Source organism: Microbacterium sp. PI-1 (genome assembly GCF_004337555.1).
Classification (GTDB): domain Bacteria; phylum Actinomycetota; class Actinomycetes; order Actinomycetales; family Microbacteriaceae; genus Microbacterium; species Microbacterium aurugineum.
The window spans coordinates 13,998-37,083 of the sequence record NZ_SJYZ01000022.1 but is presented as its reverse complement, the minus strand read 5'-3'; the positions used below and the strand labels follow the sequence as shown (position 1 = coordinate 37,083).

The window sequence follows — 23,086 nt, the reverse complement described above, 5'->3', positions numbered from 1 at the left end:
CGTCGTCGAGACCCCCGGTTGCGGTCGCCTGCAGCACGGGGTGTCGACGATGAGCGGGGGCGTCGACCGCTCAGCTCGGGCGTGGAGGGGAAGGGCGGCGGAGCGTCGACAGCAGGGCGTCGAGTCCGTCGTTCAGCCGGCCGTCACCCGCCGAATCCGGCATCAGCACCGAGATCATCTGCCAGCCCGCGTTGCGCGAGGCGATCTCGTTGACCGCGGTCTCGATGTCGACGTCGTCGGCGAGCTCGCCGTCGTCCCGCGCCTCAATCAGGCACTGGCGGAACAGATCGCGCCAGTGCAGGTTGTTCACCCGGTGGATGCGGGTGACCTCGTCATCCTGCGACGCGTGGTCCCAGAAGGCGATCACCACCTTGGCGTACAGCGGTCCGTTCGGGCTGTACGGGAGGATCTCGCGGCAGATCCGTTCGAGTGCCTCCAGCCCGCGCACGCGTTCGATGCGGGCGTGGATGCGGTCGTTCGCGAGCGTGTACAAGCGCAGGAAAGCGGCGGTGAGGATGCTTCTCTTGTCGGGGAAGTATCGCGCGATCGCGCCGTGGGCGTAGCCCGCTTCCGTGGCGATCTCCCGCATCGTGAGGCTGTCGAACCCCACCCGGATGATCACCTGCGTCGCAGCGTCCGCGATGTGCGTGCGCCGCTCCTCATGGTCGACGATCTTCGGCATGCTGTTTCCCCCTCACATCTCAAAATATCTGTTTGCTGTTTTTAGTCACCATCTGGTGACTAATGTAACCCGATCGTAATCAATCAAAAGCAAGGCACGAGTACGATCTTTAAAATCACCAACTGGTGACTAACTCGCAGAGGAGTTCTCATGAACGTCACACGTCTCGCACGTCGGGCATCCGGAGTCGCCGTGGCGGCCGGCGTGCTCGCCCTCGCCGCCTGCACGTCTGCACCCGCCTCCTCGCCATCGGGTGGCGACGGTGAGCTGACGACGCTCAAAGTGGCGACGATCGGCCTCGTCTCCGACGGCGCCCTGATCGTCGGTCAGGAGCAGGGGTTCTTCGAGGACGAGGGGATCGCGCTCGAGACCTCGGTCGTGGCGAACCCGCCCGCCGGCCTCGCTGCGGCCCAGAGCGGACAGGTCGACGTGGCGTACGCGCCGAGCATCCCGCTGCTCAACGCCCTCTCCAGCGGCGTCCCGTTGAAGGTCATCGCCCCGGCCGACGGTTTCGTGGGCGGGGCCGCGGAGGGGGACGACCCGGCCTCGATGGACGACACCGGACTGTATGCGTCCGCCGCGAGCGGCATCACCTCGGTCGCCGATCTGGAAGGGGCGACCATCGCGGTGCCCGCGCGCAAGGCGCAGCTCGAGGTCGTCATCTCCGACACGCTCGACCGGGAAGGCGTCGACCCCGCCTCCGTGGAGTGGGTCGTCCTGGACTTCACCTCCGCCGTGGCCGCGCTCCAGAGCGGCAACGTCGATGCAGCGGGTCTCGTCAGCCCGTTCACGGGCGAGGCGGAGGCCGCCGGTGCCGTCTTCCTCGCCGCGCCGTCGGTCGGATTCTTCGAAGAAGGCGCCGTCGGGCTCTGGACGGCCGGTGACAGCACGATCGCCGCGAAGGCGGATGCGATCGCCGGGTTCCAGCGTGCCGTGGCGAAGAGCAATGCCTACGCGAACGAGCACCCGGAGGAAGCCATCCAGGCCGGCATCGACGCCACCGGCTCGACCCTGAGCGTCGACGACGTGAAGCTGCCCTTCTGGCCCGCGGAGGTCGCTCCGATCGACCTCGACCGGGTCAACGAGAAGCTCGTCGCCCTCGGGTACCTGCCTGCACCGGTCGACCTCGAGGGCGTCATCGTCGGAGTCGAGTGACCATCATGATCCGTTCCACGCTCCTTCCTCCGCTGATCGGGGCCGTCGGCGTCGTCTCGGCGCTGGCGCTCTGGGAGTGGTCGGCGACGACGGGGCCGCTCGCCGGGTCACCGCTCCCGGCGGCGACCGAGGCGATCGGTGAGGCCGTGCGCCTGCTCGGGACCCCGGCCACCTGGACGGCCGTCGGCGACACGCTGACGATGGCGTTGACCGGGCTCCTGCTCGCGATCGTCATCGGCGTCGTGCTCGGGGTGGCCATCGGCACCTCACCGCTGGCGATGCACGCGACCCGCGTGCCGCTGGAGTTCCTGAAGCCCATCCCGCCGATCGTCATCCTGCCGATCGTGGTCCTCGTGCTCGGCCCCACGCAGGCCATGGGGATCTTCCTGGTGTTCTTCGGCTGCTTCATCGCGATCGCCGTCCAGTCCTCCGCCGGCGTCTTCGACACGGACCCGGTCGCACGGGCGACGGGGCGGTCGTACGGCATGGGGCGCGCCGAGATCCTGGGGCGCATCGTGCTCCCCAGCGCACTGCCCTACATCGGAACCGCGATCCGCGTCGCCGCGCCGACCTCGCTCGTCGTGGCCGTCGTCGCCGGACTCCTCGGTGGCGGGCCCGGGCTCGGACAGAGCCTGCTGCTCTCTCAGATCTCCGGCAACCAGGCCCAGCTCTTCGCCTACGTGCTCATCCTGGGCACCCTGGGACTCCTCGTCCAGGGACTCAGTCAATGGGGCGAGCGGCGACTGCTGCACTGGCATCCGCAATACCGGAAGCAGGTCCTCTGATGACGCTCACCACCTCGATCCAGACCCCTGCACGTCTCGCGCGCCGTCGCGGGCAGGGCGAGCTTCCCCGCGGCGTCCTCGTCGGCGCCGAGATCGCGGTCCCGGTGCTGCTGCTGGCGCTGTGGTGGTTCGTCTCCGCCGCTTCCACCAACGCCTTCTTCCCGCCGCTCCAGGTGATCCTGCAGCGGCTGTGGCAGCTCGTGCAGACGCCCGCCTTCCTGGTGGACGTCGCCTCGTCGGTCGGGAATCTCGTGGTCTCCTTCCTGCTGGCGACCGTGATCGGCGTGCTGCTCGGCCTGGTGCTCGGACTGATCCGTCCGCTGAGCTGGTTGGTCGAGCCGACCATCCACTTCTTCCGTGCGATCCCGCCGGTGGCGCTCGTGCCGATCTTCGTGTCGCTCATCGGGTTCGGCAACGAGACCCGGATCCTGTCGATCACCCTCGCCGCCGTCTTCCCCATCCTCATCTCGACGATCGACGGTGTGCGCGCCGGCGAGCCGACGCTCGAGATGGTGAGTCGCGTCTACCGACTGAGTGGACCGGAGCGGCTGTTCTCCGTGGTGCTGCCCGCGGCGGGCCCGCGCATCCTCTCCGGGATGCAGGTCAGTCTCATCACCGCGTTCGTGGTCATGATCGCCAGCGAGATGCTGGGGTCGTCCACCGGACTCGGTGCCGCGACCCTGCTCGCCCAGCAGTCCTTCGCGATCCCCGACATGTGGGCGGGCATCCTCGTCCTCGGGATCATCGGCTACGCGGCCACCGCCGTGTTCACCCTCTTCCGGCGCCGCGTGCTGCGCTGGTACATCGCCTCCCAGCAACAGGAGAAGAACGCATGACCACCATCGAACAGACCCCCGTCCGGCTCAGTGTGCGCGGGCTCGCGAAGTCCTATCCGACGAAGAACGGTCTCGTCCCCGTGATCGCCGACCTCACCTTCGATGTGCGCGTGGGCGAGGTGTGCTGCATCGTCGGGCCGTCCGGCATCGGCAAGACCACGTTGCTGAAGTGTCTCACCGGGTTGCAGAGCATCACGGCGGGCAGTGCGGCGATCGACGGGAACGTCATCGAGGGCCCGCCCGAGGAGATGGCGCTCGTGTTCCAGGAGTACACCCGGTCGCTGATGCCCTGGCTCACCGTCGAGAAGAACGTGCGGTTGCCGCTCAAGCACCTGCACCTGCCGGGTGCGGAACGCGAGGAGCGGGTCGCCTCCGCGCTCACCGCGGTCGGGCTCTCCGGGGCCGAGTCCAAGTTCCCGTGGCAGCTGTCGGGCGGCATGCAGCAGCGCGTCGCGATCGCGCGTGCCATCGCCTATCGGCCCGAGGTGCTCGTGATGGATGAGCCGTTCGCCTCGGTCGATGCGCAGACGCGGTTCGAGCTGGAGGACCTCTGCCTGCGCATCCGCGAGCAGTTCGGGATGACGATCGTGGTCGTCACGCACGACATCGACGAGGCCGTCTACCTGTCGGACCGAGTCGTGGTGCTGGGGGAGCGCCCGGCGAAGGTGACCGAGATCGTCGAGATCGACTTCGGGGCCCCGCGCGACCAGCTGACGACGCGGGCGCTTCCGGCGTTCGCGGAGCTGCGCACGCAGATCTTCGGCCTGATCCGGAAGGCGGGCTAGATGTCGATGCCGACGGAGGCGCGCGGCTATGAGAGCTTCGCGGGGCACGCGGCGGAATTCACCTCCGAGTCCGAGCCCTGGTGGCCGGAGCCGCAGCGACCCGGGCCGAAGGCGCCCAACGTGATCGTGATGCTGATCGACGACCTCGGTTTCAGCGACCTCGGGCCGTTCGGGAGCGAGATCGAGACACCGCGCATCGACGGTCTCGCCGACGAGGGGTGGGTGTTCACGAACTACCGCACCGCGCCGATGTGCTCGCCGGCCCGGGCGGCACTGCTCACCGGGCTGAACCCGCACCGGGCCGGCTTCGGCTTCGTCGCGCACATCGACCCCGGCTATCCGGGATTCAGCTGCGAGCTCCCCGAGGACGCGCCGACACTGGCGGAGTCGCTGCGCGCCGGGGGGTACGCGACCTTCATGGTCGGGAAGTGGCATCTCACGCTCGAATCGCGCCTGCACGACGGTGCCGACCGGAGCACGTGGCCGCTGCAGCGCGGATTCGACCGGTATTTCGGGAGCATGGACGGCTTCACGTCGCTGCACCATCCGCATCGGCTGGTGCAGGACAACTCCGTCGTCGACCTCCGCGAGTACCCCGAGGGCTTCTTCCTCACGGACGAGTTGACCGACCGCGCCATCGGCATGATCGACGACCTGCGGGTGAACGATCCGGACAAGCCCTTCTTCCTGTACTACGCGCACACCTCCGTGCACGGGCCCATCCAGGCGAAGGACGCCGACATCGAGAAGTACCACGGCCGCTACGAGGCCGGGTGGAACGCCCTGCGGGCCGAGCGGTTCGCCCGCCAGCGTGCGCGCGGCATCGTCCCCGATCACGCGGAGCTCCCCGGCGAGGCGATCGCCGACGGCGACCGGATCCCCGCGTGGGACGACCTCTCGGTCGAGGAGAGACGGTTGTTCGCCCGACACATGGAGGTGTACGCCGCGGCCGTGGACGAGATCGACCAGAGCGTGGGGCGACTGCTCGATCGACTCGACCGCAGCGGCGAGCGCGAGAACACGATCGTCGTGCTCGCCAGCGACAACGGAGGGACGGCCGAGGGGGGACCGACCGGAACCCGGAGCTACTTCGCCCAGTTCGGCGCGAACGGTGCGATGCCCGAGGGGTGGATCACCGACGTGCCGCGCCCGCTGGAGGACCTCGGTGGTCCGCGCGTGTTCGGCCAGTATCCGACCGGATGGGCGCGGGTGTCCAACACGCCGTTCCGCTCGTTCAAGGCCACGACCTACGAGGGCGGCGTCCACGCCCCGCTGATCATCTCGTGGCCGGACGCCCCGATGGCGGGCGGTCTGCGCGACCAGTTCGTGTTCGTCTCGGACCTCGCACCGACGATCCTGGAACTGTGCGGCGTGCCGTCCCTGGACCAGCGGCGCGGCCGACCGGCACTCGAGATGGACGGCGGCAGCGTCGTCGACGTGCTCGCCCACCCCACCGCGCCGGGCCGGGAGGACCAGTACTTCGAGTGCGTGGGACGACGGGCCCTCGTCGACGGGACGTGGAAGGCCCTCTCGACCGTGCCCCCGACGAAGGACGAGGGCCCCGCGGGCGGCGTCTGGGAACTCTACGACCTCGCGTCCGACCCGACCGAGACTGAGGACGTCTCTGCCGATCACCCCGAACGCGTCGCGGCGATGGCGGCACGCTGGCACGCGGAAGCCTGGCGCAACACCGTGTTCCCCCTCGATGACGACGGCGCGCTGTTCCGCCTGCGCCCCGACACCGAGGAACCGCTCTCCGCGGCGATAGACCTGGTGCCCTTCCGTCCTCCTCTGGAGCGCTTCCGTTCGGCGAAGCTCACGGTCCTCCGCTCCTTCGCGGTCGAGGTCGACCTCACGACCGGGGCCGACGCGGCAGGCGTGATCGTGGCCCACGGCGATCAGGGCGGCGGTTACCTGCTCGCACTGGACCACGGGGCGCCTCTCGTCGCCTACAACGCCTACGGCGCGATGCACCGTGCCCGCGGAGCGCAGCTGTCTCCGGGGGAGCACCGGATCGTGCTGCGCGTCGACGAGCACCCCGGACTGCGCTGGAGCCTGACGGTCGAGGTGGACGGCGACCGTGCGGCGGTGCTCGACAGCGTGCCCATGCTCATCGGCATGTCACCGTTCACGGGCATCAGCGTGGGGTACGACTTCGGTGGCCCGGTCGACTGGGAGCTGCACGAGCAGCATCGCTCGTTCCCGTTCCGGGGCGGCGAGCTGCACCGCGTGCGCTACGTGCCCGGTGAGCGCTCGCCGCACGATCCGACCGTGCTGCGCGCCGTCGGACAGGCGGTTCTGGCGGTCGCCGACTGATCCGGTGAGCGGCTGAGGTCGGTGTCTGAGGGGTCGCCGACATCAGCCGCTCGCCCTGTCGATCCGTTGCGGTCAGACCGGGCTGTTCGCGCCCAGAGCGATCGCCACGAGAGCGAGGGCGACGACGCCGAAGCCGGTGCCGAACACCGTCAGGACGAGGAGCAGCCCGCCGCCCGGAGGGAGACCCGCTGCGGCGCCCGTCAACACGGCGGTGACCCGCCGTTGGCGGCGACGTGCGGCGAACCAGAGCAGGCACGCGGTCCCCAGTCCGATCGCGCCGGGAGCGAGCCCCCAGGCCCCGGCGCCGGCGGGGAGGACCAACGGCAGGATCCGCAGGGAGATCAGGGACCCGACGGCGATCGCGAGGGCCGTGCGGCGCCAGGCGAGCTCCGTGCGTTCGGGCTGCAAACCGGGATCGTACAGGCGGTCGGGCTCCGCGGCCGGACGTCTTCTCACGACCGGGGCTCTGTCAGCGCCACAGGACGCCGGCCAGCACGAGCAGTCCGACCAGGACGACGACCACGGCGAGGACCACGGCGGAGAACGCGCCCGGAAGTGGCCGCGATTGGCGCAGCGCCCGCTCCGCCCGCATCCACTCCCACCAGGCGAGCGGTGCGACCGCGGTCCCCGCGATCATGAGCAGCAGCGACGCGGCGAGCCGGAATCCGGGGTGAAGGTCGAGGCCGAGGACCTCGAGCGCCACACCACCGGCGATCAGGGCGAGTCCGGTCCGCGTCCACGCCAGGAACGTCCGTTCGTTGGCGAGCGAAAAGCGCGGATCGGGCTCCTCGCCGAGGGAGTAGACGGATGCCGGGAAACGCTTCATCGCCTCATCGTATCCGCGCGGCACCGCTCAGTCGCCGTGGACTCGGCGGCCGGCGAACCAGGTCGACACGACCTCGGTGTGCACGATCTCGTCCGCCGGACCGGCGATGGCGTCACGGGCGAGCACGACGAAGTCCGCGGACTTCCCGGGCGTCAGCGACCCGGTCTCGGCGTCGAGGCCCATCGCCGCGGCGGCGTTGATCGTGAAGACCTCCAGTGCCTCCTCGGCGGTGATGGCCTGTTCGGGCCATAAGGTGCCGGGGGCGCGTCCGAGCGGGTCCGCTCGCGTCACGAGACCCTGCAGACCCTCCAGCGTGTTCGGCGACTCGCTCACGGGCCAGTCCGAACCGCCGGCGACCCGGGCCCCCGCGTCGATCAGCGCCCGGTTCGGCTGGGAGTGCTCCGCGCGTTCGCCGAGCACCTCGGCCAAAGCCTGGGGGATGACGCCCGGATACCAGATGAACGGAGAGATGTCGGCCGAGACGTCGAGGGCCTCCAGTCGGGGGATGTCCGACTCCGCCAGGAACTGACCGTGCGCGATCTGAACGGGGGTGGTGAAGCCCTCGCGGCGCACCCGCTCCGTGGCGTCGAGCACGAGGCGCGCGGAGCCGTCCCCCGTGCAGTGCACCTTCGCCCCCAGGCCGCGTCGCGCCACGGAGCGCAGCCACCCGGTGAGCTCGTCGAGGGTCATGGTGGTCTCGCCGTGGAAGTGCGCGCCGTGCGCGGCGTCCGCCAGATACGGCTCGAGGAACGACGCCGTGCGTGCCGGGGGGACTCCGTCGAGGAAGATCTTCACGAAGTCGGGACGGTGGTGCGCGGTGCGGAACTCCTCGCCGCGGTCGAGCAGCGGTTCGCCGATCGGGTCGAAGCCGAAGATCTCGTCGTTGATCAGCAGTGAGGACACGACCCAGGCCTCGAGCTCGTCGGCCCGGTCGAGGTCGGCCAGCGCGCCGAGGATCTCGACCGACACCCCCGCGTCTTGGAAGGCCGTGACGCCGAACGAGTTGAGGATCTCGATTCCGCGGCGTGATGCGGCGGCGTGCTGCGCGGGAGTGAGCCCGCCGCTGCGGTCGTAGGCCTCCTGCACGGGGATGCCCGCCGCTTCGAGGAGCACACCGGTCGGCGTGCCGTCATCCGGATCGAGAAGAGCCGTCCCGGACGGGGGCAGCCGATCGGCGGTGATCCCGGCGAGCTCCAGTGCCCGGCTGTTCGCCCACCGGTTGTGACGCGAGTCCTCCATCAGCATGACGGGACGCCCGCCGCCCGCCTCGTCCAGGCGGAGTCGGCTCGCGGTGTTCGCGAGCGCGGGCAGCAGGGTGGTGGCCACGGCGCCGCCCACGATCCATGCGTCCTCGGGGAGCTCGGCGGCCTTCTCCCGGACCCGGTCGAGGATCTCGTCCAGCGTCAGCGCGGGAGCCAGCGACAGCTCGAACAGCTCGGTCCGCCCCGCGAGGGCGTGGTGGTTGTGCACATCGACGAAACCGGGGTACACCGCTGCGTCGCCGACCTCGAGCGACTGGGTCCGGCGTCCGCGGAACGATTCGATGTCGGACCGGGATCCGACCGCGAGGATCCGCCCGTCGCGGACGGCGAGGGCCTCGACGATCGGGTTCGTCCGGTCCGCGGTGCGGATCACGGAGCCGGTGACGATGAGGTCGGCGACGTCGGTCATGTCAGCGGTCTCCGAACGTCGCGGGCTCGAGCTCGGGCGTGTGCATCGTGGTCGAGAGCAGACGTCCGTGTGCGCCGAAGGTGAAGTGCGTGGGGACCTCGCCGCTCTCGTCGAGGCCGAAGAGCACGCCGTGGGAGCGGATCGCGTTGACGTCGCGGTGGTCGGCGATCGTCACCGAGGCGCAGGGGATCACCTTCTCGCGCCAGGCGAACACGTAGATGCCGGGACGCACCTCCCAGACGCTGTTCTCGTCGGTGTCGGCCAGCCCGCGCTCGGGGCCGGCGAGGCACTGCCACGAGTACCACCGCGGCGAGAGGTACACGTGCTCGTACGCGTGCTCGGTGCTGTAGACCCACTCCACCCGGCGTCCGATGAGCGTCGTCGTGGGGGCGGGTTCGGTGCCGGTGACCTCGATCCCCTCGATCACGCCCGGCGCGAAGTGGTGCTGCACGCGCGTGCGTCCCTTCTCGGGAGCGGGGAGGATGTCGGAGATCACGGCCAGCGCGCGACCGTCGCGCAGGTCGAGGATCAGCGAGACCGCCTCGTTCGGCAGGTACCGGTGGTGGAACTGCACGAAGTAGAGGTCGCGATCGACCTCGAACGCCTCGTAGTCGTCGGTGTCGGTAGCCGCTCCCGTCGCATCGTCGGTCCCCGGCTGGTAGTCCCAGGTCACGGTGTCGTCGGCGAAGCGGTGCACGATCCGCGTGCCACGGCCGTCGACGACCGTGATCTCGCGGCCGCTCAGCGCGGTGCTGTGCGGAGCCTTGTTGGCGTCGAAGCCGGGGGCGAGCCCCTCGAGCGGCAGCCAGGTGGAGGTGTCGGCGGGGTTCAGCGTCGTCATGGTGTGGTTCGTTCCTTCGGTCGGTGAGGGGTGCGGGGGAGCGGTCAGCGCGTGCTGAACCTCTCCAGGTCGGTGGCGAGGCCCTCGTACACGGCGGGCCGGGATCGCTTGAGATAGGCGCCGTAGACGATGCCGCCGATCAGGGCGACCACCAGCAGCAGCGGCATCAGCCGGATGGCCAGTTCCTCGGAGCCCGCCACGATGTTGAAGTTCACGACGGCGAGGATCGAGATCGCGGCGATACCGAGGAATCCGATGCCGGGGGCGATGAAGGTGCTCCACCAGCGCGGGTCACGGCGGCGGCGGAAGTACACGACGATCGAGATCGCCGCGAGGCCCTGCAGGATGAGCACGCTCAGGGTGCCGAAGCCCAGCATGGCGGGCACGAGGGTGAGGATCGGGTCGGCTCCGGCGATCGCGAAGATGATCGCGACGATGCCGGCGAACGAGGCCTGCACGATACCGGCGAGTTGCGGGGCGCCGTTCGCGCGGGTGCGGGCCAGCGCCTGCGGCAGGATCTTCGCGCGCCCGAGGGAGTACAGGTATCGGGTCGCGGAGTTGTGGAAGGCGAGCATCGCCGCGAACAGGCTCACCAGCAGCAGGACCATCATCACGGTCGTGAGCGGACCGCCGAGATACTGCTGCGAGAGCGAGAAGATCAGGTCGCCGGTGGGGAGATGCTCGAGAGCGGTCGCTTGCGCCTGCGCGACGCCGGTCGCACTCACCACGGCCCACGTGGTGACACCGAGGATGACGCCGATCGCGATGATCGAGGTGTAGGTGGCCCGCGGGATCGTGCGCAGCGGCTGCTTCGCCTCTTCGCTGAACAGCGCCGTCGCCTCGAACCCGAGGAAGCCGGTGGCCGCGAGCAGCAGGCCGATCGGCAGCGACCCGGAGAACACGGCTTCGGGGCTGAACGCCGCCACGTCGTAGCCGGTCTGCACGAGCACCGAGATGTCGAACACGACCAGCATCAGCACCTCCAGCACGAGGCACACGCCCAGCACCTTGGAGCTGAAGTCGACACCGATCCGAGCGAGCACGAAGCACACCACGATCGAGAGGAGGCCCCAGACCAGCCAGTTGACGTCGAGCCCGGTGAGGTCGCGGATGATCGTCTGCATGAAGAAGCCGCTCGTGCCGATCGTGCCGACGACGAAGAAGTTGTACCCGAGCGTCGCGATCAGCCCGGCGATCAGCCCTCCCGTGCGCCCGAGGCCCTTCACCACGAAGGCGTAGAAGCCCCCGGCGTTGACCAGCTGCTTCGACATCTGGGCGTAGCCGATTGCGAAGAGCAGCAGGATGGCCGCGACGAGGAAGAAGGACATCGGCGTGCCGCCGCCGTTGCCGAGGGCGATGGCCAGGGAAGCGACGACGACGATGCCCGTCAGGGGCGCGACCGCGGCGAGGACGAGGAAGACGATGCCGGCGACGCCGAGGGCGCCCGGACGGAGGGAGGTGTGGTTCTGCGTCGTCGTGGACGCAGATGTCGGTTCTGCCACGTCGGCTCCTTTGCTGGGTGACGGCCGTGCGGACACGGCATCGACGACGAGGGGAATCATCGATAGAGCGAGTCTGCTCGCGCCGTCGCCCCTGCGCTTGACCCTGAGCGAAAGACGGTGGTGTTACCGTGCACAGCCCGCGGACGGAGGTTCGCACGGCCGGAGAGGGAGAGCAGGATGACCGAGACGACATCGCCGTCCTCCCCCTGAACCACCGGGTGCCGGACGGCGCACGAAGGACGACATGGATCTGCAGCTGCACGGGACGACCGCCCTCATCACCGGGGCGGCCGGCGGTATCGGCCGCGCGACCGCGCTCGCGCTCGCCGCCGAAGGGGTCAGGGTCGCCCTCCTGGACCGCGATGAAGCCGCGCTTCAGGACGTGGCGGACGCCTGCCGGGATGCCGTGCTCCTCGTCGCGGATGTCACCGATGAGGTGCAGGTCGAACTCGCGGTGCGCACCGGCGTCGCCGCGCTGGGCCGACTCGACGCCGTCGTCTGCTGCGCCGGGGTGTCCGGTCCGGTGGGCTCGTCTCTCGAAGACACCGCTCTCGACGCCTGGAACCGGGTGCTCGCGGTCAACGTGACCGGGGCGTTCCTGGTTCTCAAGCACGCGCTGCCCGCGTTGCGCGAGGCGGAGGCCGCCGCGGTCGTGCTGCTCGCGAGCGATTCGGCGTTCGTCGCCTCACCCGGCATGGTGCCCTACTGCACGTCGAAGGCGGCCCTGCTCCAGTTCGGGCGTGCCCTCTCGGTCGACCTCGCCGACACGGGCATCCGCGTAAACGCGGTCGCGCCGTCGATCGTCGACACCCCGATGAGCCGGGGCGACCTCGGGGCCGACGCGTTCGACGAGCCGGACTTCCCGGTGCAGAGCGCGGCGGAGGTCGCCGCGCACGTGACCTACCTCGTATCGCCCCGGGCCGGGGCCATCAACGGCACCAGCATCCTCAGTGACTTCGGGTACACCGCCCGATCCGGATTCCCCGCCTGACGCGACCGCATCGGGCACCCACCGCGCACGCGCGCCAACACACAGGAGCACACATGGGACTCGTGGTCGGATCGACCGTCTCCGGACGCGTCGTCGTCATCACCGGGGGCGGCACGGGCATCGGCGCCGCCATCGCCGAACGGTACGCGGCCGAGGGGGCGCACGTCGTGGTCGTCGGGCGTCGCCCGGAGCCGCTGCACGAGGTGGAGCGCGCGGTCGGTGCTCTGCCGATCATCGCCGATGCGGCGGACACCGCTTCGGCGAAGTCCGCCGTGGCCGAGGTGCTGGCGCGGTTCGGCCGCATCGACGTGCTGGTCGCGAACGCCGGTGGTCATGGCTTCTCTCCGGTGGGGGAGACCGACGACGAGAGCTGGGACGCGGCGATCCGCGCCAACCTCACGACGGCTTTCACGATGGCGAGGGAGGCGCTTCCCGCTCTGATCGAGGCGAAGGGGCAGATCGTGATCGTCTCGTCGCTCGCCGGGTTGTTCGCCGGGCCGTCGGTGGCCGGGTACACCGTCGGCAAGCACGCCCTGGTCGGCCTCACCCGCACGCTCGCGCGGGACTACGGTCGCCACGGTGTGCGTGTGAACGCGATATGCCCCGGCTGGGTGCAGACGCCGATGGCCGACGAGGAGATGGACGAGTTCGCCTCGCACGCCGGGCTCGACTCCCGGGAGGAGGCCTACGCCAAGGTCACCGCCGACGTTCCGCTGCGCCGACCGGCGCGCCCCGCGGAGATCGCGTCGGTCGTGCGGTTCCTCGGCTCGGGCGAGTCGTCGTACATCACCGGTGCGGTGATCGTCGCCGACGGGGGGTCGCACGTGGTCGATGTGCCCACGATCGCGTTCGACCATGCCGGGATGTGACCCGGCGCGAGGTCAGCCGATGGTGAGGTCGAAGCCCTGGGCGGTCGGGACGATGCGCACCGCGGTGAGGTCGTCCACGCGGTAGGTGGGCTCGTGGGCGGCCGCGTGGCGGCCCACCCCGATCACCCGCATGCCTGCGGCGAGACCGGCCTGGATCCCGGCGCCGGAGTCTTCGAAAACCACGCAGTCGGCGGGATCGACTCCCAGCAGCTCCGCCGCGCGGAGGAAGCCCTCGGGATCCGGCTTCGACGCCGTGACGTTCTCGGCGGTCACGGTGAGCTCGGGGATCGTGAGTCCGGCCTCTCCCATGCGCGCGGTCATGAGGGCCACGTTCGCGGAGGTGACGATCGCGTGCGGGTGGGGGCGCAGGGCCTCGAGCAGGGCGTCGGCGCCGGCGATCCGGATCACGCCGTCGACGTCGTCGGCCTCGGTGGCGAGCATCACGTCGTTCTCGCGGAGGTTGATCTCGTGGTCGCGCTCCGGCAGCAGGATCGCCATGCTCTGGTGACCCTGTCGGCCGTGGACCACGCTGAGCACGGTCTCCGGCGCGATCCCGTGCGGCTCGGCCCACGCGAGCCACAGCCGTTCCACCACCGCGGTCGAGTCGACGAGGGTGCCGTCCATGTCGAGGAGGGCGGCGCGGGCGGAGATCGTCTGGGTCACCTCTTCAGGCTAACGCCCGAAGGCTCCGCGAGTGCCGGGTCAGCCGCCGAGGTAGGCGCGGTGCAGCAGCTCCGGATCCGCCTGCAGGGCCTCGGAGGTCCCCTGGAACGAGACCCGGCCGCCGGCGACGACCACCGCTTCCTGCGCGAGGCCGAGCGCGAGCTGGGTGAACTGCTCGACCAGCAGCACGCCCACCCCGGAGTCCGCGATCGACTTCACGATCGGCATCAGCCGCATGAACACCACGGGCGCGAGGCCGAGGGACATCTCGTCGATCAACAGGATGCGCGGCTTCGCGGCGAAGGCGCGCGCGAGCACCACCATCTGCTGCTCGCCCCCGGAGAGCAGGGCGGTCGGCGCATCGATGCGCTTCTGGAGTTCGGGGAACGGCGTGAGCGCGGCGTCGAGTTCACCGGCGGTCCGTGCGGTGAGGGAGATGTTCTCGCGCACGGTCAGCGAGGGGAACACGGCGCGCCCCTGCTCGATGTGGACGATCCCACGGCGGGCTCGCGTGACGCGCGACAGCTTGTCGATCGGTTCGCCGTCGAGGGTCATCGTGCCTGCCGAGTGGGCGGTGACGCCCGACACCGACTCGATCAGGCTGGTCTTGCCCGCGCCGTTCGGACCCACGAGGGCCAGCACCTCGCCGCCGGCGACCCGCAACGAGACGTCGGAGATCACCGGCCCGGCGCCGCGGCGGACGGTCACGGAGTCCAGGACGAGTTCGCTCATTTCAGCAGCTCCGTCTCTCCCATGTACGCCTTGACGACGTCGGGGTTCGCGAGGACCTCGGCCTGCGGTCCGCTCGCCAGCACGCGGCCGAAGTCGAGCACCGTGAGGGTGGGGCAGACGGAGCGGACGAGATCGAGATCGTGCTCGATGATGATCAGCGCCACACCGTAACGCGCCGGCAGTTCCCGCAACCGCGCCGCGAGCGCCAGATGCTCTTCGTGGGACAGGCCGGCAGCCGGCTCGTCGAGGATCAGCAGCCGGGGGCGGGAGACCACGTTCGCGGCGACCTCCACGAGCCTCCGAGTGCCGACGTCGACGCTCGACAGCCGAGCCCGCGCGGGCGGGCAGCCGAAGAACTCGAGCACCTCGTCGATGTCGGCGGCCGCGAGTCGGCGCCGGGCCACGAACCTCACGTACGCGCCGACCGTGAGGGAGGGCGGCACCCGGTCCTGCTGGAACGTCCGGCGCAGACCCAGGCGGGCGCGTCGGGTGGGGGACAGGCCGGCGAGGTCGCGGTCCCCGAGCAGAACGCGTCCGCCGTGCTTCGGGAGGAAACCGCTGATCGCATCGACGAAGGTCGACTTCCCCGCACCGTTCGGACCGATGAGTCCCATGATCGACGCGGGCGGAACCTGGAAGGACACGTCGTCCAGAGCTTTGAGGGCACCGAACTGCACGGTCAGGCCCTCGACGGTCAGCACGGGTGCGCCGTCGAGCATCGCTTCGTCGACGGTCGCCGTGGTCGTGGTGGTGATCTCCGTGGCGTCCGGACCGGCATCCGGAGGAAGCGCCGACAGTGCGGCTGCGGCCGTCTTGCGGTCCGCGCGACGCCAGATCAGGTTGCGGATGCCCTGTCCGAGGTTCGTGCCGCTGGTGAGCGCCTGCACGCCGAGCACGCCGAAGACGACGAAGGCCCAGTCCTGGGGGACGCCCCAGCGCTTGAGGAGCTCGGGGACCAGCACCCAGAGGATCCCGCCGAAGATCGCCATGTCGATCAGATGGGCGCCGGACATGATCGCGAGCACGTAGAGCGCGAGCGACTGCAACGGGGTGAAGCTCGACGCGAACGGAAGCTGCACCTGGCCGGCGAGCAGCCCGCCCGAGATGCCGCCGAGCGCGGCCGAGACCGCGAAGGCGGTGAGCTTCGCGGTCCGCACGCTCTGCCCCGCTGCGGCCGTACCGCGCTCGGAGAATGCGACGGCCTTCCAGCTCGACCCCCAGCGGCCCCGCTGAAGGAAGAAGGCGCCGAGCGCGCAGACGGCGAGGACGATGATCGAGAGGAAGAAGAACTGCCGGTCGTTGGAGAACATCTCGGGGCGTTCGACCGCGATCCCGTCGGCCGAGCCGGGGAACTGGATCTGCACGAGGGTCACGCCGGCCGCCGCCGCGAAGCCCAGGGTGACGACGGCGAGGTTCACGCCGCGCAACCGCAGTGCCGGGAGGCCGACGAGGATGCCGACCAGGCCCGCCGCGATCCCCCCGAGGATGAGCCAGACGATGAACCCGCCCGGGGCCTGCATGACGTTCAGCAACGAGACGATCCAGGCGCCGACGGCGGCGAAGGTGAGCTGGCAGAGCGCGATCATCCCGGCCGAGCCGGTGACGATGCCGAGGCCGAGGATGGCGATCGCGGCGGTGACGGCACTGATCGCGAGGAAGACGAAGTACCCCGGCAGGGCGGCGCTGAGGATCGCGCCCACGCCGATGCCGGCGAGGGCGACCGCGAACGGCCAGGTGGTCCGGAACCAGGGACGGTCAGCGAGCGGCATCCCACACCTCCTTGCGCTGCGTCCAGAGCAACAGGACGACGATGAACAGGAACGGGAGGAAGTTGCGCACCAGCGCCACTTCGTCGATCTGGGCGACGAGGCCGCCCAAGACGCCCAGGACGATGCCGCCGACGACGGCGAGGTCGAGTCGGCGGAAGCCGCCGAGCAGGGCGGCCGCCGCGGCGGGGACGATGAGCATCGACAGGCTGGTCGCGTCGTTGGACTGCGAGGGGGCGACGATGATGATCGCGATCGCGCTGATGACGCCCGTGACGAACCAGACCGCGATCGACAACGGGCGTGAGCGGATGCCGAGGAGCTCGGCGGTGGTCGGGCGTTCCGAGAGCGCCCGCAGCTGGGTGCCGACCCTCGTGCGGCGCAGGACGAGGTGGACGACGATGGCCGTGACGATCGCCATCGCCACGGTCGCGACCGTGACCTGGCTGATCACGACGCCGCCGAACGAGAAGGCCGGGCCCGCGATGATCGGCGTGAACGGCTGCGGCTTGTTGCCGAACAGGATGAACGACATCGAGATGAGCAGGAGGAGCGGGCTCACGGTCATCGCCGAGCGCGTGGTGGTCGACGCCTCGGAGAGCCAGGTGGCGGCGATGAAGCCGATCGCCGCGGCGAGGAGCCCGGCGACCAGGACACCGAGGACGGATCCCAGCCAGATCGGCAGACCGAGCTCGCGCACGAACCACACCGCCGTGAAGGCACCGAACATCCCGGTCGCGGCTTGAGCGAAGTTCACCACCCGCACCAGGCGTGACATCAACGTCAGGCACACGCCGAGGACGGCGTAGAGGCCGCCGGCGGCGAGACCGGCGATGGCGCCTTGCAGCATGAGGCGTCCTTTCTGTTCCGAGGGGAGGGGGCCTGCCGCCGGGAATGCGCCCGGCGGCAGGCGAGGGGTGGCTACTCGCCGATGCGGAGCCAGTCGTCGGCGACCTTCTCCCAGGCGTTGGTGCCGGACTCGAGGACGATGGGCCAGCCCGCGGTGTTCTGCGTGCCGAACGCGTAAGGCGTCCCGACCATCGGGTTCTCGATCGGCTCCATGCTCTTCAGGGCCTCGGAGACGGTCTCGCGGGTGATGTCGCCGTCCATGCCCTCGAGCACCTCGATGAAGTACTTCGCGGCGAGGTAGCCGCCCTGACTGAACGAGGTGAGCGGGATGTCGTTGGCCTCCATCAGCTCGCGCCAGTCGGCGTTGATCTCGTCGTCGTCGGTGAACGGGTAGAACTCGGCCGGGACGTAGATGCCGGCGCCCGCGTTGTCGATCGCGTCGGCGAAGTTCTCGCTGTAGACGCTGGTGAGGTACAGCCAGGTCACGTCATCCCAGCCCTGGGCGTTCGCGGCCTTGACCTGGCCGATCGCGTCGGGCTCCACCGGGTTGATCGCCAGCGCCTTGCAGCCCTGGTCCCGCGCCTTGACGATGTAGGGCGTGTAGTCGGAAGCGCCGTACGGGACGGTGTCGTCGACGTACTTCGGCTCCTTGCCGGTGATCTCGGTCCACTTGTCGATCGCGGCCTGGTAGGTCGGACGAGTCGAGCCGGCGATCTCGAGCAGGATGCAGATGTCGTCCATGCCGAGCACCTCGGAGCCGTACTGCAGCGTGAGGGTCATGTCGTTGAACGGTCCGACGTTCGCCGGAGAGATGTTGTCACTGGCGAAGCAGCCCGTGTCCACCCCGATGCCGGGCATCGAGAGGATGCCCTCCTGCTCGTAGTACTTGGCGTTGATCTCGCACTCGATCAGGCTGGCGGAGCCGACGAGCGCGACCGCGCCGTCACTGCCGACCAGTTCCCGGGCGGAGGCCGTGGCCGTGGCCGGGTCGCCCTTGTCGTCCAGCATCTTGTAGTCGATCGTGCGTCCGTCGAGCCCGCCCGCGTCGTTGAACGCGTCGAACACGGCCGCAGCAGCCTGAGAGGCCTCCGGGAAGGTCGCCGGGCCGCTGATGGTGTTGACGGAGCCGACGACGATCGGGTCGCCCCCGCCTCCGCTGGCGCCGCCGTCTCCACCGGCGCAGCCGGCGAGGGTGAGGGCGGCCACGGCGAGGAGCGCCGCGGTGCCGGATGCTCGAGTGTTCATGTGCTTCCTGCCTCTCGTGTTCAGGTGGTGCTGTGTCAGGTGGTGCGGTGCGGGGATGGTGCGGTGTTCAGGTGCGCAGCGCGCGGTTGACGAGTTCCGTGTCGGTGAACTGCTCGAAGGCGACGACCTGGCCGCCGGAGACCCGCCACACGTGTGCGACACGTGCGGCGAAGAACCGCCCGGTCTGCCTGTATGTGCCGGAGTAGGTGCCGATGCCCACGACGACATCGCCGCCGTCGACGACCTCGTCGATCGCGACGGTGTAGTCGTCCCACTCCTCCTGGATGCGGCCGAACACGTTCCGGGCCACGGCGTCGGGGCCGATGTAGGTGCCGGCGTACGGGAAGCCGGCGGCCTCCGTCCACTGGATGTCGGCGGCGAACGGGGCCAGCATCCCGTCGAGGTCACCGCGGTCGTTGGCGGCGTAGTGCTCTCGGATCAGGTCTGCGTTGCTCATGGGGTCTCCTCGGATGCCGGAGGGTCAGACGGGCTGTGCGTCGGGGTAGACGACGGAGCCCAGCGGATAGATGTGGCCGCCGCCGCGGGAGTGCTCGGCGTCGCCGTCCCCGTTGAGTCCGAGGAAGACCCCGGTGGTCATGAGCTGATAGCCGAGGTCGTGCAACCACACGCTGGCCACGGCGATGCGGAACTCGCGGAAGCAGAACAGGTACAGGCCGTCGGCGAACTTCCACACGGTCGACAGGTCCATGTCTCCGTGGCCCCGCTGCACGCCCTCCACGCACTGCCAGGCGTAGCGCTGGCTGGAGATGTACACGTGCTCGTACAGGTGGTGCGGGCTGTAGCGGTAGAGGTTGCGCTTGCCGATGAGGTCGCGGCTCGGGCCGGGGGCCTCCCCGCTCACGGGAGCTCCGTCGATCGTCGCCGCCCAGAAATCCTGGCCGACCTGAGGCATCCCCTCGACGGCTTCGGCGGCGATCCGGGAGCGGATGACGGTGGCCCGGTTCGTGCCGGTCGAGAACACGACGGTGATCGCTTCACGGGGGCGGCTCTGCAGCGGGACGTTGACGAACACCACGTCCTCCCGCACCCGCACGGCATCGTACGGGTCGGCTCCGGATGCCTCGAGGCCGTTCCAGGTGACGATGTCGTCGGCGAACCGCAGGGTCAGCGCCGATCCGTCGTCGAGCGTGAGGGCGAGGTCGGTTCCGGTGAGCGTCGTGTTCGGCAGCCGGAACGTGTCGATTCCCGCGGCGAACTCGTCATAGGTGCGCCACTGGTCGAGGGCGGGGTCGGCGGAGATGTCGGTCATCGGGGTCCTGACGTCGCACGCGGCGGGGCCGCATCGCCCCGGGCACCGCCTCATCGCGGTGCGCTTGCCTCATGCTGTGTCCGCGCCCGTCATCCCCTCAAGGTCGCAGCCGCCATCGCGCGCCGAGAGTCAACCGGCGTGCCCTCCGGGGCAAGCGCGGTGCGGGATCGGAAACGTGCGCCACGGCGTTCGCCGAGGAGCGTCATCGATCCCGCAGCGGGACCGGGCGTCAGTGTCCGGCGCGGTATTCGCTGGGGGAGACCCCGAAGGTCGACTTGAACGCCCGGCTGAAGTGCGCGGCGTCGACGAAGCCCCACCGGGCGGCGATCGCTGCGACCGGACGGTCGGCGAGCATCGGGTCGAGCAGGTCCCGGCGGCACTGTTCGAGGCGGCGCGTGCGGATCCAGGTCGAGACGGTGACTCCCTGCTCCTGGAAGAGCCCATGCAGGTGGCGTGTGGAGATGAAGTGCGCGGCGGCGATCGATGCGGGGCCGAGGTCCGTCGAGGCCAGGTTGCGGTCGATGTGGGCGCGGATGCGCTGGACGAGAGCGCGGTGCGGGTCGGCCGACACCTGGTCGAGTCCGAGTTCGCGGGTGAAGACGGTGGTCACGAGGTCGAGCCCGCTGTGCGCGAGGCGTGCGCCGGTGGTGCCGGCGAGCTGGTCCAGGTTGCCGGCGAGCTGCGTGAGATACGGCACGACCATGCCGCCGAGGCCTTCGTGGCCGGAGATCCGCACCGCGGTGAGCTGCCCGACCATGTCCGCGGGGAGGCTGATGAGATGCTTCGGGAACATCACGACCATGGTGCGGAAGTCCTCGTCGAACACCAGGGAGTACGGGCGGTCCGTGTCGTACACGGCGAGGTCACCGGCCTGCAGCACGGCCTCGCGGTCGTCTTGGATCAGCAGACCGGTGCCGGCGAGCATCAGGCTGACCTTGAAGTACGAGCGGTCACCACGGGCGATGAGCTCGGGGGTGCGCTCGACGATGTGCGAGGTCGCGCGCACGTCGCTCACGTGCACCTCGTCCACGGAGGCACCGCGGATCACCCCGCGGAAGTGGTCGGGGCCCTCGGTCGTGACCTGCAACGGGACGAACGACTCGGAGACGGCCGCGCGGAAGTCGCTGATGTTGCGCGCGACGAGCGTGGAAACCGATTCGGCGGTGGCGGCGGGTGCACCGTTCATGACTGATCACCTCGGGATGGTGGAACGACGACGTTGTATACGATCCGTTCCGCGATGATATCACCGGCTCCGCCCGCGTGGGCGACTTCTAGGATGTGGACCGTGACCGAACGACCGATGAAGACGCTCGCCGACCGTGTGCTGCAGGTGCTGCGACAGGTCCGCGGGCCGGACGCCTCCGATGCGGTGTTCGAGGCCACGGCCCTGATCGTGGGCAGCGCCTTCCTCGTGATCGGTTTCCTGGTGGCGCTGCCGGTGTTCTGGGGCCACGAGCTGGCGATCAGCGGTTCCGGCTCGATCGGCGTCTTCGCCGCCTTCGGGGGTGCGCTCGCCGCCGCGATCGCCTTCGCGCTCGGACGCCTCGCCGTCCGTCCGGAGGAGGTCGATCCCGGGGCTGCGCGCGACGGCTTCAGCGTTCCAGGTGATCGGCTGCGCTGGTACGACCTGGCCGCCATCGCCTTCGCGCACGCGGCGATCGCGTACCTGGGATGGCTCGGGGTCGCCGAGCTCCTCGAGCGGAGCTTCACGGACGCCCCGGTCTACGCGTTTCCCGGTGCCGTGCTGGTGGCCGTGGCGTTCGCGCTGACCGGATACGTCTCGTTCCTGAGCGCGGTCGCTCTCACGCCGATGGTGCTCTCCCTCGTGCTCGCGGTGTTCCTGGTCGTGGGGGCGTTCGCGAGCATGCTCGCCTCCAGCGATGTGCACTGGTGGCGCGACAACCTCTCGGCGCTGGGCATGAGCAGCAACAGCTCCTCGATCGCGTTCAACACCACGCTGGTCATCGCCGGGATCATGGTGACGACGATCTCCCGCTACGCGACGGCGGGTCTGCCCGCGGAGGATCGGGTGGATCGCCGCGGGCGGTTCATGGTGAGGGGAGGCCTGATCCTGCTCGGGATCTTGCTCGCCTGCGTCGGTCTCTTCCCCGTCGACGAGTTCTTCCTGCTGCACAACACCGTGGCGACCGGGATGTGCGTGGTGTTCGCGGTCATCGTGGTGGGTCTGCCCTGGTTCCTCCGCACGATCCCGCGGGTCTTCGTGGGTCTGGGGTGGGCCTACGTGCTCGTGATCATCCTGCTCGCCGCCTTCTTCGCGGTCGGCTACTACAACCTCACCGCCGTCGAGCTGATCGCGGCCGTGCTGATCTTCAGCTGGATCATCGTGTTCCTGCGCACCGCAGGCTCGATCGGTGCGCGCGCGACCACGTGAGCGGTCGGTCGTCCGGCCTCAGTCGCGGAGCGCGCGCGTCGCCTCGCGGGTGCGCTGCAGAGCGTCGACGGTCTCGGTGAACCGTCGCTTCGCCGCACCGATGAACAGGCAGTCGACGAGGGCGAGCTGTGCGATCCTGCTGACCATCGCGCCGGCGCGGAAGGTCGATTCGCGCACCTCGGTGAACAGGGCGTGGTCGGCCGCACGCGCGAGGGGGGAGTCCTTCGCCGACGTCACCGCCACCGTGGCGGAGCCGTTGGCACGGGCGGTCTCGAGGAAGCGGACGGTCTCGATCGTCGATCCCGCGTGGGAGAACCCGATCGCCACGGTGGGCGCTGACTGCAGGACGCTGGCGGCGACCGCCTCGTGGGAGTCCGAGAGCACGTGCGCATTGCGTCCGACGCGCAGAAGCTTGTGTGCGAGGTCTTCGGCCACGAACTGGCTCGCCCCGATGCCGTAGAGCAGGATGCGGTCGGCGCTGTCGATCGCGTCGATCGCCGCTTCGAGCACGTCGAAGTCGAGCTGCGCGACGGTCTCCTCGATGGCCAGCAGTTCGAGTGCGGCGAGCTTCGACACCGCCTCCTGCAGGGTGTCCTCATCGGATATCTCCGATCCGAAGGCTCCGCGGGCGGAGAACTGGGCCGCTTCCTTGCCGAGCTCGGTCGCCAGCGCCATGCGCAGCGGGGCGTAGCCGCTGAATCCGATCGCCCGGCAGAACCGCACCACGGAGGCGACCGAGGTCCGGCACTCGTCCGCCAGTTCGTTGATGGTCTTGTCGATGACGATCGAGGGGTTCTCTCGGACCACCGCGGCGATGCGTGCGAGCGACGGCGGCAGGGTCGAGGCGGCGGCTTCGATCGTCGACTGGATGCTCAATCAGTCCTCCGGTGGTGTGGGATTCTCAGTA

At 69.8% G+C, this 23,086-nt stretch carries 23 protein-coding genes; 8 read left to right on the top strand and 15 right to left on the bottom strand.

Annotated elements, in window-relative coordinates; genetic code table 11:
- Positions 1-70: 70 nt before the first annotated feature.
- The gene (locus E0W80_RS15480) at positions 71-682 is read right to left on the bottom strand and encodes a TetR/AcrR family transcriptional regulator (protein ID WP_131493798.1); all 612 of its coding nucleotides are present in this window, start codon (positions 680-682) and stop codon (positions 71-73) included.
- Between the two features lie 150 nt (positions 683-832).
- On the opposite strand from E0W80_RS15480, the gene E0W80_RS15475 reads away from it, so the two are divergent.
- Genes E0W80_RS15475 through E0W80_RS15455 form a run of 5 tightly spaced genes read left to right on the top strand, consistent with a single transcriptional unit; the run spans position 833 to position 6,559 of the window.
- Complete coding sequence (locus E0W80_RS15475; RefSeq protein ID WP_131493796.1) at positions 833-1,837, top strand: ABC transporter substrate-binding protein; 1,005 nt, start codon at positions 833-835, stop codon at positions 1,835-1,837.
- 5 nt (positions 1,838-1,842) lie between these two features.
- Positions 1,843-2,622, top strand: a complete 780-nt coding sequence (locus E0W80_RS15470) for an ABC transporter permease subunit (RefSeq protein ID WP_194239194.1) — start codon at positions 1,843-1,845, stop codon at positions 2,620-2,622.
- Positions 2,622-3,458 (top strand): ABC transporter permease, encoded by an 837-nt coding sequence (locus E0W80_RS15465; protein WP_131493794.1) that lies wholly within the window; start codon positions 2,622-2,624, stop codon positions 3,456-3,458. Before E0W80_RS15470 ends, E0W80_RS15465 begins: the two co-directional genes overlap by 1 nt.
- Positions 3,455-4,243, top strand: coding sequence for an ABC transporter ATP-binding protein (locus E0W80_RS15460; protein ID WP_131493793.1), 789 nt, complete (start codon positions 3,455-3,457; stop codon positions 4,241-4,243). The genes E0W80_RS15465 and E0W80_RS15460 overlap by 4 nt, the downstream gene beginning before the upstream one ends.
- Positions 4,244-6,559: an arylsulfatase gene (locus E0W80_RS15455; RefSeq protein ID WP_131493791.1), complete on the top strand. Its 2,316-nt coding sequence runs from the start codon at positions 4,244-4,246 to the stop codon at positions 6,557-6,559. It begins immediately after the preceding gene.
- A 72-nt stretch (positions 6,560-6,631) separates the two neighbouring features.
- Here E0W80_RS15455 and E0W80_RS15450 read toward each other — a convergent pair whose 3' ends face one another.
- The 5 genes from E0W80_RS15450 to E0W80_RS15430 form a co-directional block, all read right to left on the bottom strand.
- Positions 6,632-6,967 (bottom strand): DUF202 domain-containing protein, encoded by a 336-nt coding sequence (locus E0W80_RS15450; protein WP_240740557.1) that lies wholly within the window; start codon positions 6,965-6,967, stop codon positions 6,632-6,634.
- 61 nt (positions 6,968-7,028) lie between these two features.
- Positions 7,029-7,385 (bottom strand): DUF202 domain-containing protein, encoded by a 357-nt coding sequence (locus tag E0W80_RS15445; protein ID WP_047521713.1) that lies wholly within the window; start codon positions 7,383-7,385, stop codon positions 7,029-7,031.
- Between the two features lie 27 nt (positions 7,386-7,412).
- A complete protein-coding gene (locus E0W80_RS15440; protein ID WP_131493789.1) occupies positions 7,413-9,056 on the bottom strand; it encodes an amidohydrolase in 1,644 nt (547 codons plus the stop codon).
- Position 9,057: 1 nt separating this feature from the next.
- Entirely contained in the window at positions 9,058-9,897 is an 840-nt protein-coding gene (locus tag E0W80_RS15435; protein ID WP_131493787.1) for a molybdenum cofactor biosynthesis F family protein, read from the bottom strand.
- Positions 9,898-9,941: 44 nt separating this feature from the next.
- A complete protein-coding gene (locus E0W80_RS15430; RefSeq protein ID WP_047521683.1) occupies positions 9,942-11,399 on the bottom strand; it encodes an APC family permease in 1,458 nt (485 codons plus the stop codon).
- 244 nt (positions 11,400-11,643) lie between these two features.
- Here E0W80_RS15430 and E0W80_RS15425 point away from each other — a divergent pair, with 244 nt between their 5' ends.
- Positions 11,644-12,390, top strand: coding sequence for an SDR family oxidoreductase (locus E0W80_RS15425; RefSeq protein WP_131493786.1), 747 nt, complete (start codon positions 11,644-11,646; stop codon positions 12,388-12,390).
- Between the two features lie 53 nt (positions 12,391-12,443).
- Positions 12,444-13,259 (top strand): SDR family oxidoreductase, encoded by an 816-nt coding sequence (locus E0W80_RS15420; protein ID WP_047521679.1) that lies wholly within the window; start codon positions 12,444-12,446, stop codon positions 13,257-13,259.
- A 12-nt stretch (positions 13,260-13,271) separates the two neighbouring features.
- Here E0W80_RS15420 and E0W80_RS15415 read toward each other — a convergent pair whose 3' ends face one another.
- The 8 genes from E0W80_RS15415 to E0W80_RS15380 form a co-directional block, all read right to left on the bottom strand.
- Positions 13,272-13,922 (bottom strand): HAD-IA family hydrolase, encoded by a 651-nt coding sequence (locus tag E0W80_RS15415; protein WP_205802376.1) that lies wholly within the window; start codon positions 13,920-13,922, stop codon positions 13,272-13,274.
- 39 nt (positions 13,923-13,961) lie between these two features.
- Entirely contained in the window at positions 13,962-14,654 is a 693-nt protein-coding gene (locus E0W80_RS15410; protein ID WP_047521675.1) for an ATP-binding cassette domain-containing protein, read from the bottom strand.
- Entirely contained in the window at positions 14,651-16,423 is a 1,773-nt protein-coding gene (locus E0W80_RS15405) for an ATP-binding cassette domain-containing protein (RefSeq protein WP_131493784.1), read from the bottom strand. The genes E0W80_RS15410 and E0W80_RS15405 overlap by 4 nt, the downstream gene beginning before the upstream one ends.
- Entirely contained in the window at positions 16,410-17,270 is an 861-nt protein-coding gene (locus E0W80_RS15400) for a branched-chain amino acid ABC transporter permease (protein WP_131493782.1), read from the bottom strand. Before E0W80_RS15400 ends, E0W80_RS15405 begins: the two co-directional genes overlap by 14 nt.
- 71 nt (positions 17,271-17,341) lie before the next feature.
- Positions 17,342-18,514 (bottom strand): ABC transporter substrate-binding protein, encoded by a 1,173-nt coding sequence (locus E0W80_RS15395; protein ID WP_131493780.1) that lies wholly within the window; start codon positions 18,512-18,514, stop codon positions 17,342-17,344.
- Positions 18,515-18,581: 67 nt separating this feature from the next.
- The gene (locus E0W80_RS15390; RefSeq protein ID WP_047521667.1) at positions 18,582-18,971 is read right to left on the bottom strand and encodes a nuclear transport factor 2 family protein; all 390 of its coding nucleotides are present in this window, start codon (positions 18,969-18,971) and stop codon (positions 18,582-18,584) included.
- Between the two features lie 24 nt (positions 18,972-18,995).
- A complete protein-coding gene (locus E0W80_RS15385) occupies positions 18,996-19,784 on the bottom strand; it encodes a MoaF C-terminal domain-containing protein (RefSeq protein ID WP_131493778.1) in 789 nt (262 codons plus the stop codon).
- 229 nt (positions 19,785-20,013) lie between these two features.
- On the bottom strand, positions 20,014-20,970 hold the full coding sequence (locus tag E0W80_RS15380) for a helix-turn-helix domain-containing protein (protein ID WP_047521664.1): 957 nt from the start codon (positions 20,968-20,970) through the stop codon (positions 20,014-20,016).
- A 102-nt stretch (positions 20,971-21,072) separates the two neighbouring features.
- On the opposite strand from E0W80_RS15380, the gene E0W80_RS15375 reads away from it, so the two are divergent.
- Positions 21,073-22,179, top strand: a complete 1,107-nt coding sequence (locus E0W80_RS15375) for a DUF998 domain-containing protein (RefSeq protein WP_240740556.1) — start codon at positions 21,073-21,075, stop codon at positions 22,177-22,179.
- 18 nt (positions 22,180-22,197) lie between these two features.
- Here the strand turns inward: E0W80_RS15375 and E0W80_RS15370 are convergent, their stop codons facing one another.
- Positions 22,198-23,055 carry a MurR/RpiR family transcriptional regulator gene (locus E0W80_RS15370; protein ID WP_131493776.1) on the bottom strand — a complete coding sequence of 286 codons (858 nt, stop codon included), beginning with the start codon at positions 23,053-23,055 and terminating at the stop codon, positions 22,198-22,200.
- Positions 23,056-23,086 lie beyond the last annotated feature (31 nt).

Excerpts from the sequence above, each read along its gene's own strand:
- E0W80_RS15480 (WP_131493798.1), bottom strand. The coding sequence starts at position 682 with ATGCCGAAGATCGTCGACCATGAGGAGCGGCGCACGCACATCGCGGAC.
- E0W80_RS15475 (WP_131493796.1), top strand. The coding sequence starts at position 833 with ATGAACGTCACACGTCTCGCACGTCGGGCATCCGGAGTCGCCGTGGCG.
- E0W80_RS15470 (WP_194239194.1), top strand. The coding sequence starts at position 1,843 with ATGATCCGTTCCACGCTCCTTCCTCCGCTGATCGGGGCCGTCGGCGTC.
- E0W80_RS15465 (WP_131493794.1), top strand. The coding sequence starts at position 2,622 with ATGACGCTCACCACCTCGATCCAGACCCCTGCACGTCTCGCGCGCCGT.
- E0W80_RS15460 (WP_131493793.1), top strand. The coding sequence starts at position 3,455 with ATGACCACCATCGAACAGACCCCCGTCCGGCTCAGTGTGCGCGGGCTC.
- E0W80_RS15455 (WP_131493791.1), top strand. The coding sequence starts at position 4,244 with ATGTCGATGCCGACGGAGGCGCGCGGCTATGAGAGCTTCGCGGGGCAC.
- E0W80_RS15445 (WP_047521713.1), bottom strand. The coding sequence starts at position 7,385 with ATGAAGCGTTTCCCGGCATCCGTCTACTCCCTCGGCGAGGAGCCCGAT.
- E0W80_RS15440 (WP_131493789.1), bottom strand. The coding sequence starts at position 9,056 with ATGACCGACGTCGCCGACCTCATCGTCACCGGCTCCGTGATCCGCACC.
- E0W80_RS15435 (WP_131493787.1), bottom strand. The coding sequence starts at position 9,897 with ATGACGACGCTGAACCCCGCCGACACCTCCACCTGGCTGCCGCTCGAG.
- E0W80_RS15425 (WP_131493786.1), top strand. The coding sequence starts at position 11,644 with ATGGATCTGCAGCTGCACGGGACGACCGCCCTCATCACCGGGGCGGCC.
- E0W80_RS15420 (WP_047521679.1), top strand. The coding sequence starts at position 12,444 with ATGGGACTCGTGGTCGGATCGACCGTCTCCGGACGCGTCGTCGTCATC.
- E0W80_RS15410 (WP_047521675.1), bottom strand. The coding sequence starts at position 14,654 with ATGAGCGAACTCGTCCTGGACTCCGTGACCGTCCGCCGCGGCGCCGGG.
- E0W80_RS15405 (WP_131493784.1), bottom strand. The coding sequence starts at position 16,423 with ATGCCGCTCGCTGACCGTCCCTGGTTCCGGACCACCTGGCCGTTCGCG.
- E0W80_RS15400 (WP_131493782.1), bottom strand. The coding sequence starts at position 17,270 with ATGCTGCAAGGCGCCATCGCCGGTCTCGCCGCCGGCGGCCTCTACGCC.
- E0W80_RS15395 (WP_131493780.1), bottom strand. The coding sequence starts at position 18,514 with ATGAACACTCGAGCATCCGGCACCGCGGCGCTCCTCGCCGTGGCCGCC.
- E0W80_RS15390 (WP_047521667.1), bottom strand. The coding sequence starts at position 18,971 with ATGAGCAACGCAGACCTGATCCGAGAGCACTACGCCGCCAACGACCGC.
- E0W80_RS15385 (WP_131493778.1), bottom strand. The coding sequence starts at position 19,784 with ATGACCGACATCTCCGCCGACCCCGCCCTCGACCAGTGGCGCACCTAT.
- E0W80_RS15380 (WP_047521664.1), bottom strand. The coding sequence starts at position 20,970 with ATGAACGGTGCACCCGCCGCCACCGCCGAATCGGTTTCCACGCTCGTC.